The following is a 19,832-nucleotide window of genomic DNA, read 5'->3' as shown; positions in this document are numbered from 1 at the left end:
GCCAAACTAATACCAAAACCACGGATGAAGCCTGTGACGATTATCGCTATAAAACACCAATTAATGCAATTCTTCAGTGACGTTTCTTTGCAAAAAATGGCGCTTCGCTGCGGGTTTATTCAGCGCGTGAGAAATATCGAGCCTCATACGCTTATTCTCAGTCTTATCACAGCGCTCAGTTCGGGGAAAGTGACGTCTATAGCTCAGCTACACCAAAAATTTAATGGCCTGTGCCCCGATGAAAAACAACACGTTAGCTACCGTCCTTTTTATAATCAGCTACGGAAAGCGGCTTTTGTTGAATTTGTCAAAATATTGGTCAGGTTTGCCATGGCACAATGGGCTGAAAAGCACCTCGTCCTGCCCAAAAAACTCGCCAAATTTCAAAATGTTATTTTACAGGATGGCAGTTCATTTAAAGTCCATTCGGCACTGGCTGATGTTTTTCCTTGTCGATTTCAGGCAACCGCAGCGGCAGTGGAATGTCACATGACCTTGTCATTATTAACCCAGTCTCCCGTGAAAATGGCTGTTACTGCAGATACCGCCTCTGAGCGGACTCACCTGCCTATTCCGGCAACATTGCATGACCAATTATTATTAGCGGATGCCGGTTATGTCGATTTTGAGTATTTTGAACAACTCTCACGCTCAGGCGGTTCGTTTATTGTGCGGGGCGGTAAATCGCTTAATCCCCAAATAATCAGGGCACGCAATGGTCAGGGAAAAATCTTATCGAAGCTGTCCGATAAGCCCCTGAAATCCGTGACACGCAGAACGAATCGTTCTGAGGTGTTGGAGCTGATTTGTCGGCGTAATGGCTATGAGTTTCGCCTGATCCGCCGTTGGTTTGCTGAAGAAAAACGTTTCTGTCTCTGGCTGACTAACTTATCAGTCGAGGAATTTACAGCCAATGACATCATGGATATTTATCGTTGCCGCTGGCAAATAGAACTGTTGTTTAAAGAACTCAAATCACACACGAACTGGCACCGGTTTACGACACGAAAAGAAACGTTGGTCACGGGGCTTATCTGGCTGAGCTTATTAGCGTTGTTGCTCAGACGCTCGCTGGCAAGGCGATTATTCCCAGCGGTTTCACTGCTTAAAGCGGCCCAAAATACGGAGATCTGGTTAAAACCCATAATAGAAAATCTCCTCCAAAGGGCATGGTCGGAAACGTGTTTTTGGCTGGAAAAAGCCAAAGCCTATTTATCCCAGAATGCATTCAAAACACCGCAAAGAAAGTCGTCTAAAAACAAAACATTGGATGCGTGTTTTGAACGACTTAATTCTTAAGATCCTGTATATGAAGATACCCATAAACCTCTGTAAATTTGCCGCGTCTATAACGAAACAATCACGGTCAATCTGAGGGAAAGTATCAGCTCCACGTTTGAACGTATTTTTCTTATCACCATCAACTGTGCGAAAGGTACCAATCAAAGCCCCCCGAACCAGATCTGTGGGCATAGATACCAGTATTCCATCTTCGCCTTCTTCCGGTAGCTCATCGGGTAATTCATCACGCATACTACGGGTTACCCGTTCCACCATCGCGATCAGATACTCCCTTTCGGTGCTGCCCCTAATCGCGATCAAATTACCGATCCCAAGGCGAGTTAGAAGAACGGAATTTGAAACATCAATAGTGACACGGCTGGTATCGACCGCAGCAACCTTACCTAGTTGTTCAGTATCAGAGAATTGAAGAGCTGCAAAATTTTCGCTCATGGTTCAAGAACCTCATCTATAAATTTGTGAACATCCCAGATTTCCAGGTGTGGAATAAACTGCTGCATTTTGTTTATCGTTAATCTTGTTCCGATAACACCCGCTTCGGTATGACTTTCAATAGCTGTGACATTCATATATGTCAGCGCCAAATTCGCCGCATTCTGCGTCAGCGTATGGGATAAAATAAGGGTAGGCTTGCCGTTTTTTATCGCTGGAATCAGATGGGTTTCCAAGTGATCATCGTTGAACCCATAGCCAAGAATCAAAAATCTACTTGCCCTATCGATCGAGTCATTCGCTTTGTTTCGATGATGATCAAATGGACTTGCATAACCGTTCCTGAATTTGTTCTGTCCTGGGGTAATGATAAGGCGTATTACCTCATCCAATTCACCAGGGTAGGCCACGGGGCCCCCATTGCGAAGATACCAATCAAGGCTCCCATGAGGTTTGCAGATTAAAGCCCTTTGGCGATAGTGATAAGTTATGTTTGGCTTTTTCCAGGTAACTTTATGGCAAAAACTCAGTTTACTCTCTCGTTCATTCAGAGAAGCAGCAAATCTTCCAATAAACATTGTATCTGCGCCAATCCCAGCCTCTTCAACCGCAATTTCAACAAGCCTGTCATAGTTCGTTGTTATGATCGGTAATCCAGATGGGGGCTTCAGTAAATGAGCAAGAAGCCGGGTTAATCGAAGCGTCTTTCCACCATTAAAAACTTCAGACACTACCTGCCTCTCTCTATTGGCTATAAGTGCCCCGGTTGAGGCCGTTATTGCGGCTTCAAGTGTTGCGCTTGGTGCTATTTCAAGTAGTACGGCCTCGAGTCCTTGAGTTGCTAAACGAGGTTGGATTCTATTCCACAGTTCTATATCTGGTACGGAAAGCCCTGCACCCAACTCGGTAGATAAGTGCCTAGCCAATTCTCCCATACCAGGAAGTCCTTCAGCACAAGACAGACCCGACCCCACGATCATCACTAAGCCATCACTGAAATGCTCCTGAAGATGCTTCTTGATGGTATCGAGTGCCATGTGTTCCATAGTATCAATTTACCTTGACTTATTGTGGTACCAATCGGCGCGGCTGAGCATATCAATATTTATTTTATCGAAACTCATTGTGAGCATAGTGAATTAAGAATAGAGTTTCAAGAATGGATTTCGAGAATCGCTAAACTCTGAAACTGCGTCATGCGAAAAGCGACACATTCGATTCTCACAAACCAGGGTTTTCTTTACTGTGTGAGTGCGGCCATGTTCCTCACAAACATATCAACGGGACGGTAAACTTCAGGAGGTGGTGACGGTGTCAGCAAACGAAAGATTTCTGACTCAGCGACAACGTTACCAGCCGGTTACGTTGCCACAGGATTTCTCTGACGAGGAAATGGCGAGGGACTGGACGCTAACCACATCCGATCAACAGGAAATTGGTCGCTACCGGGCCCGTTCCCGTCTGTTTATCGCCATTCAGATTTGCGCAGTCCGTCTTTATGGCAGATTTATCCAGGACATAGGTAGCGTATCACCACGCATTGTGAGCTACCTGAATAACCAGCTTGCCTTACCACCATCACTGAGCGTTGCTTCACCTGAGCGAGAAGCGACACTTGCTGAACAACGTAAAAATATACTGACCTATCTGGGCTTTATCCGTTATGACGAAAACATTCAGTCGGACCTTAAAATCTGGTTAGTAAAACAGGCTGAGAAAGGTTTTTTACCGGACGATCTGTTTCTTCGGGCCGGGCAATATTTACTTTCTGCCAGGGTAATTTTGCCAGGACCAACAGTAATTGAGCGTCTAATTATCAGCATCTGTGCTCAGGTACATGAGCGAATGTTCGAAACTCTGCATAACCAGCTTTCTGCCGGGATTAAGCTGGCTATCGATGATCTGCTGGTAACGTTGCCAGGAGATCAACGCTCATTGTTCTATCTGCTCAAGGAGTCCCCGCCATCAGCCACAGTCACGTCAATTAAGCGCTATATGAAACGATATTATGTGCTTGATAATTGTGAACTCGATACTATCAGTTCGGTTGTTGTTGATCCCGCGTTTATGAGTTACCTCTATAAACTGGCGTGTCGTTACTCTGCCAGAGATATTAAGCGTTTTAAGGCACCAAAGCGCTATTCTCTGATGTTATGTTTTTTGCTGGAAACCCGGAAGGTATTACTCGATAACCTGGTGAAAATGCACGACCAGTTTATTATGGACTTATTACGTCACGGAAAACGTCTTCATGAACAGAAACATCGTGAGCTTCGTAAACGACAGAAAAAAGCAATCGATACAATACTTGAGGTAACAAACTGGCTTCTGGGTAGTCAGGATGACGGGCCATTATTTAAAAAAGATCTCTGGCAATCTGTTAACGAAAAAAGACTACTGGGGTCAGTGGACGACCTGCATGCTTTTAAACGTCTTGAGGAGCGTGGTCTTGGTGATATTCTGGTTGCCCGTTATCCAGGACTCCGTAAATACTTTTCTGAGTTTCTTCGGTTGCCATTCAGGGCAAAAGCAGGAACAGAATCACTCCTGGACGCTATTATGCTCCTGCGCCAGCTTGATAGTGGTGAAATCAAAAAATTGCCTGGTAATGTCCCTACATATTTTGTTCCATACGAGCTACAGCGGATACTGAATAGGAAGGATGGAAAAGTACAACGAAACGCATGGGAGCTTGGTGTAGCTATCGCCATGAAGGATGCGCTTCGTTCTGGCGATCTCTTTGTCCCTCAGAGCAAACAACATGTCTCGTTCTGGGATCTGATGCTGGATCAACATCACTGGCAGGCAACCCGTGAAGCGGCTTATACAGAGCTGCAACAGCCAACTCAGGAAAACGTTAAGACAGCACTGATACTTGAATTCCATCAGATAGTTGGTGAGGCTGAAAAACGATTCGAACTTGACTCTTTTGCCGAAATAAAAGGGGGAAACCTGAGGCTTCAACGGGACGATAAAGCCGAAATTCCTGAGTCAGTCACCCGCCTACAAAAAGTCATAGATGCCAGTATGCCCTCTATTCGCATAGAGCAATTACTCATGGAAGTTGATCAGCAAACTCACTTCAGCAGGCATTTCATTCCCGATCAGCAGCATAACAGCAGACCAAAACATTTTTATAAGACTCTCATCTCCGCACTGATATCACAGGCAACCAATCTTGGCGTGGTGGCTATGAGTACCAGCGTTAACGATATCAGCGTCGACATGTTGCGGCATGTATTGCAGTTTTACGTCCGGGAAGACACGATTAAAGCCGCCAGTGCAGAAATTGTAAATCAGCATCATCAACTTCCTTTCAGTCAGGTACACGGTTCGGGGCAATTGTCGTCTTCTGATGCACAGCGTTTCAGAATCAGAGCAGACAGCCTCCTTGCAGCCTATTACCCCCGCTATTATGGTTATTACGAAAAGGCGATTGGGATATATACGCACGTATCAGATCAATATTCGGTGTACAGCACCAAAGCGATTTCCTGTAATCCAAGAGAAGCCTTATATGTACTTGACGGGATTCTGGAAAATAACACAATCCTGAAAATTCGCGAACATACTACAGATACCCACGGTTATACCGAAATAATTTTCGCGCTGTGTTATCTGCTTGGTTATTATTTTATGCCACGGATAAAAGATTTGAAAGATCAACAACTTTATCGGGTTGACCGTACGGTTAATTATGGCGTTTTCACACCATTACTGAATAAAACGGCAGATCTGGACATCATTGAGGAGCAATGGGATGCGATGATCCATGTATCGCAATCTCTCAAAGAACGTACAGCACCGGCCCATGTCATCGTAGAGAGGCTCACCAACAGTTTTCCATCTGATCGTCTTTCTAAGGCGTTTACCAATCTGGGGCGAATTATTAAGACGGAATATATTCTGCGCTATATGACCGATCAGGATTTGCGTCGTACGGTTCAGCTTCAGCTCAATAAAGGCGAATACCGACATAAGTTACCCAGATGGATCTTTTTTGCAAATCAGGGCGAATTCACGACTGGTGATTACGAAGAAATCATGAATAAAGCCAGCGCCCTGAGTCTGGTATCTAATGCAATCCTGTACTGGAACACATCAAGAATAAGCAACATTGTTGAAGGGTTACGTGAAAATGGTGAGGTTATTGATGATGACGTATTAGCCCATATATCTTTACTACCCTATAAACACGTATTACCCAATGGCACTTATTTTGTTGATGGGGAACCTTACGGTACAGAGCCTACCGAAAAGGCAAAACCGTAAGTTTCTGTTCAAATGCTCCCGCTGGTCCAATGAGTTTTCTTCTGGGGTGATTTTCCAGACATTGTACAAAACCAAAGCGTTTGGTCGGCACATGAGCCGCGAATGATTTTCCGGCGATGATTTCAAAATGGTGTTTTCTGTCGTCCCGGTTTCTGACGTATCCGCCATCTATCCCCACTGTTATTGGCTTTCCCGGTTTGGGTAATTCCGCCCATTCACGGGGATCACCGGGGAGAAAATCTGGCACCTCCTCTAATTCTGCCTCTTGTTTTTTGGCGATCTGACAGAGATGATTTCTGACTGTCGCGGCATTACAGTGTTCCCCTACGGGCAAAACGTCTTTGAGCAGACTGGCGGTTAATCCATAAGACATCAGTGACGCCCACCGGGTTTCGATATACCTGAGTTCCGGATGCGTATGCGAATCACACCAGTAATTAAGCACGCTGACGGTTTGGGTTGCCTGTTTCTCGCAAGCACACCGGTAAACCCGAAGCTCCTCGACCGGAATAATGCCGAACAAGGTTCGGTACTGGATAATTTGTTTATCTTTTATCCGCCGGTTTCGCTGGCAGCAAGGGCAAGCGCGATGTTCATCCAGATATTCAGCTGCCTGCTTCTGGATCACTGATTGTTGGATAGTATTCAAAAGCACCTTAGATTCAGACAGGGAAAGCCCGATGTCATTGGGGGCATCAGCCTGTTTTTCTATCGTGCAGAGTTTTTCGGTATGACGATGACCGGCTTTATCGATCATCGTGATTTGGATAGTGAATTGCATGATGCTGTCCTCCCGGAGATTATGGCTACGGTATTTCCCCGTTTTTGAGCTGGTGCCGCAATTTATAATACGTAGAAACGCCTAATCCCACGTTATCGCAGGCCAGCTTTAATTTGATACCTTTTGCCCTGAGTGCGTCTATTTGAGGCAGTTTACTGATCTCCGCAGGCGGTCTGCCTGTCCGTTCTCCACGTTGTTTTTTCGCCGCAATCCCTTCGGCTTGCCTTTCCCGAATTAATGCCCGTTCAAACTGACTAAAGGCCGACATCATGTGCAGCTGCAGTTCTTGCATCGGCGTACTCGCGTTGGCACTAAATGTGAGCTGTTCTTTTAAGAAGATCAGTGTAATGCCTTGCTGACGTAAACGCAGGGTCAGGGTACACATATCCATCATATTGCGGCATAACCGATCGATGGAGTGAACAACTATCGTGTCGCCGGTTCTGACCTGTTGAAGCATGTCCTGAAGCTGTGGCCGGTTGATGTTTTTCGCACTGGCCTGTTCGATATAGATTTTGTCAATTTTAATACCGGATGCAGACAGCGCCTCTTTCTGGCGATCAACGTGCTGGTCAACCGAACTCACCCGGATATAGGCATAGTGCATACTACCCTCAAAAGTCTTTAAACCTGATAAAGATTTGTAGAATACTCTATAAAATTGACGTTTTCAAGGTTTATAGAGAGTTATAACCTTGTTTTCAGCACGGATGAAAAGGTATACTTTTTAATAGCTTTAAATTTGATCGAGTCGTTCGATTCGTTTATATTGTTTGAATCATGCTATGATTCAATGAGAGGACTATTATGGATGCTCTTTCTGCCAATGAAGCCAAAACCCAGTTTGGCGACATGCTACTCAAAGCACAACGTGCCCCAATCCAAATCAATAAAAACGGAAAACCCGTTGCGGTGGTTATCTCAATGGATGAATACGAAAGTATTGAAACACTCCGGTTAAAATTATTGCAGTCAAGAGCTGAACAGGCCAGAGTTGATATTGAATCCGGTAACACCCTCGATGGCGAAGCTTTTTTTAATGAACTGATATCAGGTCAGTACGATTAGAATTTCACCTATTGAGGAGAAAAAAATGTCTGTAGCCGGACTTAGCGCAGAACAATTACGGTGGGTGAAACGTATACATGACTATGCTGCCCGTTTTCCCCTAACCGAAACCGGTGATGCGCAATTACGGAAAACCTGTTACGACTATATGGATACCTTCAAACAGGTGATAGACAGTGCATCAATTGCCCAGCTGGATGGTATCTGTCAGCAATACACCGGTTTTTTCCGGTTCGCCAAACTAATGGAAATGCTGGCTCAGGGTATTGCTGAGGGCATTATCGACGTTCCCAGGGATCATTAACCATCATGGACATATCACACTACCGTTTAACGCCTGATGCCCAGGCCGATCTGATTGAAATTCGCCGTTTTACTGTACAACAATGGGGTGAGGTGCAATCAGAAAAATACCTGTCAGGACTTCAACAAACCTTTCGTTTGCTGGCTTCTACCCCTGCACTGGGAAGAGACAGGCCAGACGTCGGATCGGGCGTATTGAGTTTTCCTTATGTCAGTCATGTCATTTATTACCTCATCCACGAACGGCAACCGGTGATATTTGGTGTGCTGCACAAACGAATGGTGCCGGCAAATCATCTGGACGGACGCGAAATGATTTGATTGTCTGGCCTCATTGAATCCGGGACTCACAATGGAAAATATCAAGCGTATTCACTTATTATCCAATACCGAAATCGAAGAACTTTATGCCTGCCCCGAATTCAATGATCACGAACAAATCCTGTATTTTTCCTTAAGCCCGGCAGAACGGGTTGTTCTCGAACAGTTTCGCAATACCCAGACTCGTATCCATTTCATCCTGCAACTGGGCTATTTCAAGGCGAAACAACAGTTTTTCAACCTATCACTTGATAAGGTCAGCCAGGATGTTCAGTATATTGTGACCACGTATTATAGCGATACTAATGCGGCCCGGTTCACAGGTTCACTCTCCCGAAAATACAGGCGCAGCCAGCGGCAGGCTATACTCTCGCTTTTTGGTTACCGAAACTGGTCTCCGCAATATACAGCTGAAATAGAATCTCATCTCGCTTATTTGTTGCGTTACTATCCCAAAGGGCACAGTGCGTTTCGTCAACTGCTGGCATACTTTGAGCATCAAAAATTGATGCTCCCGTCCTACCGAATACTCCAGGATATTTTCAGCCACGCCTTTATTGTGGAGGAAAATCGCCTGAATGCAGCAGTTTCCTTGTTGCCTGCCGCAATTACTGAGCAACTTTCCGCGTTAGTACAGCGGGATGACGGTATCACCGTCCTCAATATTATCCGTGCCGACCAAAAGGATTTTCAGTACACCGCCGTCAGAATGGAAGTAGACAAGGCATTACGCATTGAAGATCTTTATCGGTTTGCCAGAGACTTTCTGCCTTCTCTTATGTTGTCAAAAAATGCCATCCGTTACTATGCGGAAATAGCCGAACAATATGCTGCTTCCCGGTTGCGCAGACTGAGCAAAACACAACAATGGCTACAGGCCTTGTGTTTCGTCTATCACCGCTATCAGCAGATCATGGATAATCTGATTGTGAGTTTTTGTTATCACACGCGGGCTATCATGGATGCGGGTAAAATTTATGCGTCGATAGCCCACATGGAGCACTGTGCCAAAGTTGTCACGGACTTTCCCGGACTGGCAAAGTTTCTGAAATGGTTTCCAGAGCGGAACCCAAACATGAGTCAGGCTGAACTGGATGAAGTGGCGTTCAGTATGCTCCCTAAAGAACAATTTTCAGTCATGGCAGAATTTTTGGAAGGTAAATCTTTTGATAAGAAGGCAGCGTTGTGGGAATACTACGGTAAGTCCTCCCGCTTGCTCTCATTGTATCTGCGTCCGATATTTACCCGAGTAAAACTTGAGTATTACAAGAAAAACAGTGAAATCGGCGAACTGATTCCTATGTTGAAAATACATTATGCCAGCGGTAAAAGTCCCTCCGCTTTAAAAATCTGTGATGAGCTGGGATTCACCCTTCCCAAAAGTATGAATATCTACCTGAAGCGGAAACCCTCGGACACCCGAATTGATCCGTATTTATTTGAATTTTTTGTCTATTTAAAGGTTCTCCATGAGATTGAGCGGGGCCGTCTGTATTGCAATGACAGTGTCTCGTACTGTGATATTGATACCGATCTGGTTGACGATGCGCTGGTCGATAACGTTGAAAAGATCGCGGTGGAGTTTGGTTATTCCCGCCTCCCTGTTTACTGTGACCAGCGTCTTGATGAAGCGCTACAGGGACTGAATGAAGCCTGGGAGAGAACGACCCACAATATTCGTGCAAATAACAATCCCGGCTTTTATGTTCGTGAAACCAAAACCGGACAACAACACTGGAGCCTGCGCTATGACAGCGTTGAAAAACTGGACGATGCTTTTTTCAAAGACTTACCCAAAGTTGATATTGCTAATATTGTCATGTTCATCGGTGAGTTGACTGATCTGTGGCGTGGATTTACTCACCTGAAAGATCGCTATACCAAGCGGAAAAAACCGCTACCGTTGGCAATTAATGCCTGTTTGCTGTCAGAAGCCTTTGGGTTTGGTGCGTTGAAAATGGCCGATATGTCAGATTTAGAACTCAGCCAGCTTCGCGCTGTACGAGAGGATTTTATCCGGGTTGATACACTTTGTGCGGCCAATGAAATCGTCAGTAATCATATTCATTCACTGGCAATCTTCAAACAGTGGAACCTCATGGATAACAAACTATTGGCTGATGCAGACGGGCAAAAGTTTGCGACCACGGACAGTACGATACAATCCCGTTATTCCAGAAAGTATCTGGGTAAAGGCCGTGGTATCTCGCTCTACACACTGCTCGCCAATTACGTGGCGGTGAATGCGAAAAATATCGGCCTGAATGAGTACGAAGGCCATTCGCTGTACGACATGATTTACAACAATAAAACGGAGATTGATATCCATATGGTGACAGGAGATAACCACTCCTTGAACAAGCTGAATTTTGTCACGCTGGATTCCATTGATGTGGATTATGTACCCAGCATCAAGAATGTGCGCCACGCCGCTGACGATATTTATTCAGCTACCTCCCTGGATTACGATACCGGTATCCTTAAGCCCAAAGGGGTGATTGATGTCGAACGTATCCGCTCTCAGCGGCGAGGCGTTCTGCGTATCTTGCTTTCATTGATCATGCAGGAAAATACCCAGAGCAATATCATCCGCAAACTGAACTCTCATGCCCGTTACGCCAGATTAAAAGCGGCGTTGTTTGAATATAATGCCCTCTTCAAGAGCACTCATGTCCTCAATCTGATTGATAATATGGCACTCAGAAAAGCGATCCGAAGTGCCCGAAACCGCACGGAAGCCTATCATCAGCTCCAAAGTAACATCCGAAAAACTTACAACGGTATCTTCAAGGGCAAAAAAATCGTTGAAAACCGGGTCAGTGCCCATGCGGCCAGATTGGTTGCCAACTGCATTATTGCCTACAACAGTATGATCCTGAATGCGGTCTACCAGAAGATGCAGGCCAACGGTGTCCCTCAAGAAATTATTGATGAGTTTACGCGAATTTCGCCGATTGCCTGGACACACACGTTGTTCACGGGACGATACAATTTTAAGAGAAATCACGGGAAAATTGATGTAGAAGCGATGGCAAGGATATTGGAATCTCACCTGAAACAACATTTTTGGCGGGATGACTAATCAGGATTTTCTCTCAAAGTTTACAGATCTGGGGGGTGTTCCACAGAACCCCTCGTAGGTGCAGGCGCATTCAACACAGAGACAGTGTTACACGACCGTAACGGCCGACAAAGTCAGGAAAAGTCAGACCGTGACTGCGTTATCGTCACGGCAGCCCCCCCATATTTACGGCCAATTTTCATCAGATCGGAAAACACCACGATAGGCTGTCCTGCACCGTTTTCGATCTGGGCAAATGTTTCCAGAAACTTCGATACATTCCAGCGCCAGAGTGCCAACTGCCGGATGGATTTGTCGCGTGCAACATACTCTTGGATTTTCTTCGCCACCACGTCAGCTGGCGTATTTTCGGAAAGCAGATAAACCACGATCTTCCCTGCATCGCGAACAGCGGTCCCTTCATCATCGACGCCCAGCGCGGTACCCGCCGCATAGAACAGAAAATCAGTATCGCGGATAGGCTCTGCGCCGGAAACCTGGTTACACGCCATCTGAAATTCGTCGTACAGGAAATAGAGCGCGACATCGCTAACGCCAGACAGTTCGGGATAATGACTCCGCAAAGCAGCGATGACCTGTTTGTCATCTTCTTCGGGCACCCAGGTCGTTGCATAATCGGCGTTGAGACGCTCAAGTGGCAGGAATGAGATGCTGGAGATGGCCTGATCATCGTGTTCGGCAGCGCAGTGCATCCAGTCAAGTTTACCTTGCCATTTACCTGAAACCTCTCTGATCCCCTTAAACACGATTTCTGTTAACAGTGGGTGTCCGGGGTGATATTGATCAACGGCTAGCATTTCAACACTGTCCGTTGTCATGTCGTCCCACTCTTCCAGTGGATCGGTCGGGAGGTCGGCCAGGCTGACGATGCTTTTGTAAACCTGCTTTTCGAAGTAGAACAGGTTAGGATCCATCAGCTCTAAGGCGTCCGGAGTAATAGAGCGCCCAATAAGCAAATCAGCCATCGCTTCTTGCAGCTGGGCGAGCGTATCGAATTTTTTCGGGATCACGGCATCGAATTTGGTGTGATGCAACCACCCGCAGTTGCCATTGTCGTTACTGTTCACTTCAAAGGGGTATGGCACAATTTTCCAGTCGGCAACCGCTTGCATTGGAGATACATAAGCCTGTTCAAGCAGTTCCAATGCTTTAAGCGGATCGGTGGATTTTTCTTGGCTCATCAGCGCAACCAATTTTTCAAATACAAAGACTTTTCCGTCTTTGACCAGGTACTGCACTGCGGGAATGCCTTCCACCGAACGGAGTATTTTTCTTAAACTGTCTTTGGCATAACCAAAGGTACTCCCGAGCTCGTCGTGAACAATTTGATACATGCAGCCTCCTATTTTTGAAATACTCCGCCCAGGCAAGGCAGATGGTATGTTAACGTTGCAGAAGATTTACGACGGCTTTTAGGCCTGTCAAAATATCGTCTGCCTCTTCAGGCCCAAGCGGTTCGTCGCTGAAATTATTAAATGCGTGATGGAATGCCTTGACGTGGTCTAAATTCAACTCAGGTAGGACTACAGACTGACGCAGCACAGCTTTGAGATCCTCGACCAGCATCAGCATTTTAGGCCCATCAACCGTGGCTTCGGGTGGGATTAAGCCTGCATCAACAAAAACTCCACGAAGTAACGTTAAGGCTTCCAGCTCTTGACGCAGCTCTTGGCTGGCTTGTTCGAAAACATGGCTGATAACGTTTTTCACCGCGTCTTTCGTTGTCCAACCGTGGTGGATCATCATGCTGGCGTAGACAGCGATGTCTCTCGGATCGCCTTTATCGATGTGCATGAGCAAATCGTTGACGCAAGCCGATTCCCAATCGGGTTTTGCCCATTCGTTCGTGAGCCCCCGCTTCAGTTCGGTGGCTCGCATTTTTTCAGCGACGATTTCAGCTGTTTTCAAAACCAGGTTTTTGCTCTCATTATGCAGGCCATCCGGCAAGGATACGGTATGCACAGACAAGGTTTGATCAGTACGTTTTTCATTGTCCAACATGTTCATGCTCCTTTTCATTTTTCGAGCGGATCTGAACACCTCGGAACATCGCGCAGCGGCGGAACATTTCAATGTCTGGCGTAGCCTCATCGCCATGCTTGGCACGGCACATGCGAAGGGTCAAACGTAACAACATCTTGATGTCGCGTGGGGGCATCGTCGGGAAACGGTTCACCAACTGGTTTAGCAGATCAGCGCTAAGCTCGACGCCAAAGTTGTCTGCCATCACCTGCCAAATCTTCTTGGCGTCATCAATCGTAGGTACGTCATAGCGAATGATCGCAGCACAACGAGGGATGATGGCTTCATCCAGGTCGTTTTCACGATTCGACGTCATGAACATCAACCCGTCGAAATACTCCATTGTGCGCAGGAATTCAGCTACCACGGCGTTATGCACCATATCCATCCCGCGAACCATTACGAACACATCCGCTTCGTCCAGAAGCAACACACAATCCCAACGACGGGCGCGCATTAGAACGGTTTTAAGGTTCTCATCGATCTCTTCAGCGTTAATGCCCAATGTGCCAGCATGGATGGAGTACAGCGGCCTTTCCGTCAGTTCCGAATACACTTCGGCAGTCAGGGTTTTTCCAAGCCCTGGCTTACCTACACACATGATGATATTCCCCGCACTCTTCCCTTCGATAATGTCGCTGGTAAAGGCGGTGATATCTGTGGTCAGTACGTCCAACAGATCGCTATGCGACTCTGGCAATATCATTTTGTTGCGTAGGTTTTTGTCGTACTGGTATGGTTCGACATTATTCGAATGCACCCAGACAAATTGATGGAGTGACAGGTCGAAGAAACGGACTGCGGTGGCTTCTGGCAACACGCCGAAACCTTCAATATCATCAGTACCCAGCAGGTCGGTTTCAACCATTTCACTGACCGGCCCACACTCGCTGGCGGGCAGATCGTGGATTAGCTTGTGACCCGCAATATTTAAATTGCGATCATTACTCCCATACCCTTCCATTTTGTTTGCTGCGCCGATAGCACGGAATTGGCGAGGGAACTGACCTTGCACCAAATCGTGATACCGTTTTAGTTGTTCATCGTATTCAGCGCGCAGCTCAGGCGTTTCCTTGAACAGGCTTTGCTCTGCCAGGATTTTTGAAACATGACGGCGAGCAACTTCTTGGGCATAAAACTTGATGCTGCCAGTATGGACAGCGTAGGGCTTATTACGATTCGAATTATCGCCGTAGCCGTACCATGTAATATTGATATCGACAGACGGTGGCGGGTTTCTGTAGCTGCCGCTGGTATTGTGTTTGACAGAGGTCACCAGCGCTGCATACAAATTACCGTCGCTGCCACGGCGGTATATCCAACCGTCTTTTGCCTCATGCCGCAGGTATTCGGTCAGGACGCTATCAAAAGCTTGAAAGCTTGCAACAGGCTTAGTGAAATCCCCTTTCTTTGCGGCAACGATCGAGTCAATGATACGGACAATTTTCTTTTGCCCCATTTGCTCGCAGGTTTGCCGCAGGTCGTTAACTGCCTCTTCACTCAGCTTATCAGCGTCTATATCAATTTCCTGATCGTTGCTTGCGGTAGAGTATGCTTTGTTGGTTAACTCTTCGTGCGTTGCATTACGCAAAATGCCATATGTGATGGTAATAGCCATGAAAGCTCCCGATGAAGGTTGTTTAGGGATTATAAAGAAGGAAGTTCGGTTAACAAAGAAAGCCCACAGAATCGGGTTTTGAAGGTTTCAGCGGTCAGTATTCCTGCTCTGGATTTTTTGCGGTCAATACCCAGTGAATGATAAACGCCAGTACCACCAGCAGGGTAAGCAGTTTCGGCCATACTCCCCAAAACGTCCATGTATTCGCACTCACACCGTGGTCGCTCATGTATGCAGAATATGGTTTCCATATTGGGTTCATCAGTCTGAATTTCGCGATCCCGAGGCGGATACCATAACCGTAACACTCATCATCGCAGTCACGGGCCGGTACGTGGTCGAAAGCTTCTCGCGCTCGCTCTCGTAATCCGGCCCTGAGATAAACGTCGGTGAGTGACAGATACAGTCCAGAATCAGTGACATCGGTTATAAGGGTGCTTTCTATACGTTCAACGTCGTCAGGTGAAATGGTTCCATGTTGGCGCTTCCAGCGCAACGACGCACTCAATATCAAGGTGTTGTCAGGGTAACGCTTTAACAGCGACGCTAGTTCCCCACCGCGCCCTGATACCGACGACGTTAATGCCCGATAGGTCGCAAAAACTTCAGGATCGTCATACGCTCGCGGGGAATAATACGTCCTGTCCATTGTCTTTTTGTACAGCCTATCCCTGAAATCGAAGGGTCTGCCTTTGTTGTTCTCCCCCGTCGTTTCGTGATAACGAAAACTGCCATGATCATCTTTCCACGCAATAAACGCATGGCCGGGAGCGTAAACGATATAGGTCGGAAGGCCAGCCTCCTTCGCTGCATCCATGAGCAGGAAGACATTGGCATCACAATCAGAATTATGATCCGCATATCCCCGACCAGCATCATCGGCAGAGTGGTAATAAAAATGGTCATGCAGTACACCGTTAGCGCAGTTCAGAAACTCTGAGGCGGCCTTACCCCTCGGTGCATAATGGCAGCGGCTAGTAACATCCGAGAGGTAATTATTAACGTTTGCCAGCGCATCACTGGTAGCCACAGCTCCGATTATTCCATCATCGGCATCCATCGCAATTATGCGGTGAGAGATAAGGGATGGGGTGAACGTAGTATCCCGCCCAGAAGGGGGCTGGTATTTGTTGTAAAACTCGCGGGTGTTAACGTCCAGCGCCCGGCTTGCCGGAAAAGCCTGTTTGTAGATGATGATCCCGGAACAGGAAAGAGAATAAATGATCAACACAAACTGGCAGAGTTTGTAGATCCAAGGGGTGCGGCGTAGAGCAACGAGTATTTTCATGCTGCAATTATAGGCATAATCGTTCCGATTCGCGGACACCAACCGCGTTCGGTACAGAAAAATAACTCGGTTCACCAGACCGGTTTTTTTTTCGCCCTCAGTATGTCCCTTGGGGGACCAGTCAGATCCTAAGCCCTTTCGATTTATTCCCCTAATTTTTGGCTATATGTTAACGATGAAAGCCCGCCGAAGCGGGCTGAGGTGACTTACTTAGTACCCATAGTTCTTTTGTACAGTTCCCAAGCCTTTGCTTCAGGCAGTTCCGCCAGAATGATGATGTCTTTACCGTTATGTTCACGGCACCCCGTAAAAAGCGCGGCTTTGTCTTTGGCCTTGCTGATATCCACGCCGTTGATACCGTACAACGCGTCATTTTTCACATAGAGCAGTTTCTTAGGGAATTCGCGCTTAAAGCGGGTACGCAGCTTTTTCTCGTGCTGCATATCGGAAACCAGCAGTTCAATCAAAAACTCCAGATCCATGTCATGCATCATTTTTTTGCCCGTCTTAGGGTCGTTGAAATCAGACTCAATCGCAGGGAGACTCTTAGCAAAGGCTTCAGCTTCTTCCAGTTGCTTGCCTTTACCGTCCATAGCATGGATGAAGGTACAGCCACCAGTGCCGCTATTGTATGAAGTGGCAATGACTTTACCGTCCAAACTGACATTGGTTTCAAAACACCAGCCTTCGTGGCTTACGGATGAATGCACCTTCAAAGAAGTCAAAGTGATACGAGTCTGCGTGATTTGCTGAGTCATTGTAAATCCCCATTGAGTTATTCGTTTTGTTTACCTCTTGAGAATCCAGTATCACCCAGCCATAACCGCTGACAAACAGCTAAGATGAAAAAACTACTTTTTTATTAAGTTTTCTGCATAAGAGAAAACCCGCACTTCGCGGGCTTTCATGTCGTTTTGCGTTATTTTCGAATGAAAATGAACCACCAACAAGCAAGAAGGACGAGAAATGTGTTGAAGAGAAAAACGGTACTTAGAAAATCGCCAGCACTTGGCGCGTATCCGCGCGCCTGGCTATGTTCGTCGAACCATCGATAAACCGGCTCTAACACGGCATAGGTGGTTTTACCTGCCTCGACTGCTATTGCGTAACAGTCGCTTAAACATACGTATGGATTAATGTCGTCTACGATTTTAAGTGCCCGCTTTTGGTCCCCGGAGTGCAGGTAGTAGCGCGCCAACGCAATGCGCTTGCTTGCACTTGAAACATCGGTTTGAAGCAGTGAACGCAGATAGTGTGCATCGTGTTCTGTCATTTCGACGTCGCTACTCGGCACCGCAAAATTTCGAGATTTCTGATCAAAGTATACGTCAGCTATACGCATATTCTCGAAGTTCTGTTGATACAGACGCTCCAGATCTGGCTTATTGGTAGCAGCCTCATAGATTTCGGCCAAGTACACGTCTTCAATTGTCGAACCTTGAAGCGGCGTGTAATAGGTCCGGTCTGGGTTTTTCACGTACAGGGGATCTTGTAGGTCAGCTAACTCCCCTAAGTTGTTATTGGCCGTGGTTTCCCAGTATTGGTACTCCCCGAAGCTGTCTTTCCAGGCAAAGAAGGCATGGCCCGGCGAGAACACGATAGAAGCAGAGATGGGTAGATGATTTGTAGCGTCGATCATCAAATAGGTGTTGGTTTCACTTCCTGAGCGGTGCTGAGCATAATTGCTGGTAGTTTCCGTACTGGAAAAATAATAAAAATGCTGACCGATCTGGTTCCCGGCACAGGCCACATATGCGGCGTTCCCCTCATCGCTTCCGTTGGTAGTACATTTCGCGCGAACAGCAGATAAGTAGGCATTCACGTTAACGATAGCTTGTCCCGCCGCGCGCTCATCAGCGGCTGCGAACTCTCTATCCAACGCAATCAAACGATGCGAAAGCATTTTAATATCAAATTGACCATCCTGGTTTTTAGCCAGTCCGTTCCCGTGGAGCGCTTTAAATTCGCGCTCATTACCTTCAAACTGTCTCACTTGCTTGAACGCGTAATTATATACAAATATGTAGTTTATTACCGTTACCAGCAAAACAAACAACCCAATGGACACTCGGCGCATACACTTCATCTTTATTCATACTCTGTATGATTAGGAATTTTAAAGGCCGAATCCCGGCCTTTATTTTTGATGTATTGATGGTTTACTTAGCAGCTTTCAGTGCAGATGTACGCGGCCAGTAATGCTTTGGTTTTGCCTTACGGAACGCGAACCACGTAACTGATCTCGTCGCGTGGGTATCCGACGCCGGAGCTTTTAAACAAATCAGGGAAACTCTCCTGATGCTTGTTAGTGAAATGGGCATGAGGTTTCAGAACAGCAACAATTGTTCCTTTCTTTTCACGCTCATAGCCTTGTGCTTGACTGGTCCAGGTGACTTCATCACCGATCGCAAATTCTTTCTGGCTCATCATGACCTCAATTGAAAGTGATAGATAATGCGGTGCTGGGTGCCTCCCAGTGAACCTGTCGTATCAAGCTGGCCCGCCTCTCCGTACTACCCAGTGTTTTAACATAATAAAAAGGGGAAACCGAAGTTGTCTTTATACACTGTTGATACTGGTCTCAGCGCTGAGTGAGATTCACCGCACAACCTAATTATCTCTCAACCTAATCAACTGACGAAATTTCAGACAGAAAAAAGGCCAGCAACAAGTGCTGGCCCTGCGATGACTCTACGTTAAAATGGCTTTTTAATTACCATCCGCTGCCAATACCAAAGCCGCTCGCGTTGTTATTCTCTCTATTCAGAGAGACGTTAAAGCGGAGTTTTCGGTTAGGAGATTTTAATAAAAAAAACCAGCTATGGCGACAGCGGTGCTGGGTGCCTCCCAGTGAGTTGATCGTATCAAGTCAACTCGCTATTTCAAAGGAGTAAAGAAGACTTCGATACTGGCCCCTGCGCATAGCGGGATCCACCTCTGCCGTTTGACTTAAGTATCTTCTCTTAACTCAATTGGCCGACAAAGAAAAAAGGTCTGCGAATTGCGGTCCTTTTTCGCATAGGTGGTGTGTTTGGTGGCGGTCGCGGCCCCGTTATCCCGAAAATGGGAAAACCACCATTGGATGATCCTTTACTCACATCGGTCAGGGGGTGTTTAAACCCCTCCCTCTGTCAGCCTGTGCCCATATGGGCTTGGTGAGCCGCCTGATAATCCAGTCCCTGTCTTATCCTGGCGTACAAGTTGGCCTCGCGGGGGCTCGTCCTGGCTGCTGTGGCATCCTTTCGCGGACATCTGGTTTATGCAACCTGCTGTGAACGCGCCCTGCGGCGCTTATTTTGATCGTGAACTATGAGGTAAAGGGCGGCTTGGCAGGAAAAGATTC

General features: G+C 46.7%; 16 protein-coding genes and 1 pseudogene. 6 read left to right on the top strand and 11 right to left on the bottom strand.

Features of this window, described 5'->3' with window-relative positions:
- Positions 1-33 precede the first annotated feature (33 nt).
- Entirely contained in the window at positions 34-1,299 is a 1,266-nt protein-coding gene (locus ACUN2T_RS06910; protein ID WP_445497818.1) for an IS4 family transposase, read from the top strand.
- On the opposite strand, the gene ACUN2T_RS06905 is transcribed toward ACUN2T_RS06910, so the two are convergent.
- Both ACUN2T_RS06905 and ACUN2T_RS06900 read right to left on the bottom strand, forming a co-directional pair.
- On the bottom strand, positions 1,213-1,734 hold the full coding sequence (locus ACUN2T_RS06905) for a hypothetical protein (protein ID WP_445495557.1): 522 nt from the start codon (positions 1,732-1,734) through the stop codon (positions 1,213-1,215). The two genes, ACUN2T_RS06910 and ACUN2T_RS06905, sit on opposite strands and share 87 nt — an antisense overlap.
- Entirely contained in the window at positions 1,731-2,780 is a 1,050-nt protein-coding gene (locus ACUN2T_RS06900; protein ID WP_445495556.1) for an SIR2 family protein, read from the bottom strand. The genes ACUN2T_RS06905 and ACUN2T_RS06900 overlap by 4 nt, the downstream gene beginning before the upstream one ends.
- A gap of 259 nt (positions 2,781-3,039) precedes the next feature.
- Here ACUN2T_RS06900 and ACUN2T_RS06895 point away from each other — a divergent pair, with 259 nt between their 5' ends.
- On the top strand, positions 3,040-6,006 hold the full coding sequence (locus tag ACUN2T_RS06895) for a Tn3 family transposase (protein ID WP_445495555.1): 2,967 nt from the start codon (positions 3,040-3,042) through the stop codon (positions 6,004-6,006).
- Between the two features lie 28 nt (positions 6,007-6,034).
- Here ACUN2T_RS06895 and ACUN2T_RS06890 read toward each other — a convergent pair.
- Positions 6,035-6,787 (bottom strand): annotated as a pseudogene (locus tag ACUN2T_RS06890) (ISKra4 family transposase); the annotation flags it as partial.
- A 25-nt stretch (positions 6,788-6,812) separates the two neighbouring features.
- Positions 6,813-7,394: a recombinase family protein gene (locus ACUN2T_RS06885; protein WP_445496843.1), complete on the bottom strand. Its 582-nt coding sequence runs from the start codon at positions 7,392-7,394 to the stop codon at positions 6,813-6,815.
- 200 nt (positions 7,395-7,594) lie between these two features.
- Here ACUN2T_RS06885 and ACUN2T_RS06880 point away from each other — a divergent pair, with 200 nt between their 5' ends.
- Genes ACUN2T_RS06880 through ACUN2T_RS06865 form a run of 4 tightly spaced genes read left to right on the top strand, consistent with a single transcriptional unit; the run spans position 7,595 to position 11,561 of the window.
- The gene (locus tag ACUN2T_RS06880; protein ID WP_023043807.1) at positions 7,595-7,855 is read left to right on the top strand and encodes a type II toxin-antitoxin system Phd/YefM family antitoxin; all 261 of its coding nucleotides are present in this window, start codon (positions 7,595-7,597) and stop codon (positions 7,853-7,855) included.
- Positions 7,856-7,880: 25 nt separating this feature from the next.
- Positions 7,881-8,159, top strand: coding sequence for an arylsulfatase regulator (locus ACUN2T_RS06875; RefSeq protein WP_338885770.1), 279 nt, complete (start codon positions 7,881-7,883; stop codon positions 8,157-8,159).
- A gap of 5 nt (positions 8,160-8,164) precedes the next feature.
- A complete protein-coding gene (locus ACUN2T_RS06870) occupies positions 8,165-8,479 on the top strand; it encodes a type II toxin-antitoxin system RelE/ParE family toxin (RefSeq protein ID WP_023043805.1) in 315 nt (104 codons plus the stop codon).
- A gap of 31 nt (positions 8,480-8,510) precedes the next feature.
- Entirely contained in the window at positions 8,511-11,561 is a 3,051-nt protein-coding gene (locus ACUN2T_RS06865; RefSeq protein ID WP_445496842.1) for a Tn3 family transposase, read from the top strand.
- 113 nt (positions 11,562-11,674) lie between these two features.
- On the opposite strand, the gene ACUN2T_RS06860 is transcribed toward ACUN2T_RS06865, so the two are convergent.
- From ACUN2T_RS06860 to ACUN2T_RS06830, 7 genes are all read right to left on the bottom strand, one after another.
- The gene (locus ACUN2T_RS06860) at positions 11,675-12,895 is read right to left on the bottom strand and encodes a hypothetical protein (RefSeq protein ID WP_445496841.1); all 1,221 of its coding nucleotides are present in this window, start codon (positions 12,893-12,895) and stop codon (positions 11,675-11,677) included.
- 49 nt (positions 12,896-12,944) lie between these two features.
- Positions 12,945-13,562, bottom strand: a complete 618-nt coding sequence (locus ACUN2T_RS06855; protein WP_445496840.1) for a hypothetical protein — start codon at positions 13,560-13,562, stop codon at positions 12,945-12,947.
- Positions 13,549-15,201, bottom strand: coding sequence for an AAA family ATPase (locus ACUN2T_RS06850; RefSeq protein ID WP_445496839.1), 1,653 nt, complete (start codon positions 15,199-15,201; stop codon positions 13,549-13,551). The genes ACUN2T_RS06855 and ACUN2T_RS06850 overlap by 14 nt, the downstream gene beginning before the upstream one ends.
- A 94-nt stretch (positions 15,202-15,295) precedes the next feature.
- Positions 15,296-16,489 carry a hypothetical protein gene (locus ACUN2T_RS06845; RefSeq protein ID WP_445496837.1) on the bottom strand — a complete coding sequence of 398 codons (1,194 nt, stop codon included), beginning with the start codon at positions 16,487-16,489 and terminating at the stop codon, positions 15,296-15,298.
- Between the two features lie 206 nt (positions 16,490-16,695).
- On the bottom strand, positions 16,696-17,247 hold the full coding sequence (locus tag ACUN2T_RS06840; RefSeq protein ID WP_445496836.1) for a hypothetical protein: 552 nt from the start codon (positions 17,245-17,247) through the stop codon (positions 16,696-16,698).
- Positions 17,248-17,408: 161 nt separating this feature from the next.
- Positions 17,409-18,566, bottom strand: a complete 1,158-nt coding sequence (locus ACUN2T_RS06835; RefSeq protein ID WP_445496835.1) for a hypothetical protein — start codon at positions 18,564-18,566, stop codon at positions 17,409-17,411.
- 137 nt (positions 18,567-18,703) lie between these two features.
- A complete protein-coding gene (locus ACUN2T_RS06830; RefSeq protein WP_445496834.1) occupies positions 18,704-18,919 on the bottom strand; it encodes a hypothetical protein in 216 nt (71 codons plus the stop codon).
- Positions 18,920-19,832: the final 913 nt, after the last annotated feature.

This window comes from Photorhabdus machadonis (genome assembly GCF_052657765.1).
This window is presented reverse-complemented; position numbering and strand designations above follow the sequence as displayed.

Coding starts and splice junctions, on each gene's coding strand:
- ACUN2T_RS06855 (WP_445496840.1), bottom strand. CDS start 13,562: ATGTTGGACAATGAAAAACGTACTGATCAAACCTTGTCTGTGCATACC.
- ACUN2T_RS06905 (WP_445495557.1), bottom strand. CDS start 1,734: ATGAGCGAAAATTTTGCAGCTCTTCAATTCTCTGATACTGAACAACTA.
- ACUN2T_RS06830 (WP_445496834.1), bottom strand. CDS start 18,919: ATGATGAGCCAGAAAGAATTTGCGATCGGTGATGAAGTCACCTGGACC.
- ACUN2T_RS06885 (WP_445496843.1), bottom strand. CDS start 7,394: ATGCACTATGCCTATATCCGGGTGAGTTCGGTTGACCAGCACGTTGAT.
- ACUN2T_RS06835 (WP_445496835.1), bottom strand. CDS start 18,566: ATGCGCCGAGTGTCCATTGGGTTGTTTGTTTTGCTGGTAACGGTAATA.
- ACUN2T_RS06845 (WP_445496837.1), bottom strand. CDS start 16,489: ATGAAAATACTCGTTGCTCTACGCCGCACCCCTTGGATCTACAAACTC.
- ACUN2T_RS06865 (WP_445496842.1), top strand. CDS start 8,511: ATGGAAAATATCAAGCGTATTCACTTATTATCCAATACCGAAATCGAA.
- ACUN2T_RS06840 (WP_445496836.1), bottom strand. CDS start 17,247: ATGACTCAGCAAATCACGCAGACTCGTATCACTTTGACTTCTTTGAAG.
- ACUN2T_RS06880 (WP_023043807.1), top strand. CDS start 7,595: ATGGATGCTCTTTCTGCCAATGAAGCCAAAACCCAGTTTGGCGACATG.
- ACUN2T_RS06860 (WP_445496841.1), bottom strand. CDS start 12,895: ATGTATCAAATTGTTCACGACGAGCTCGGGAGTACCTTTGGTTATGCC.
- ACUN2T_RS06900 (WP_445495556.1), bottom strand. CDS start 2,780: ATGGAACACATGGCACTCGATACCATCAAGAAGCATCTTCAGGAGCAT.
- ACUN2T_RS06850 (WP_445496839.1), bottom strand. CDS start 15,201: ATGGCTATTACCATCACATATGGCATTTTGCGTAATGCAACGCACGAA.
- ACUN2T_RS06875 (WP_338885770.1), top strand. CDS start 7,881: ATGTCTGTAGCCGGACTTAGCGCAGAACAATTACGGTGGGTGAAACGT.
- ACUN2T_RS06870 (WP_023043805.1), top strand. CDS start 8,165: ATGGACATATCACACTACCGTTTAACGCCTGATGCCCAGGCCGATCTG.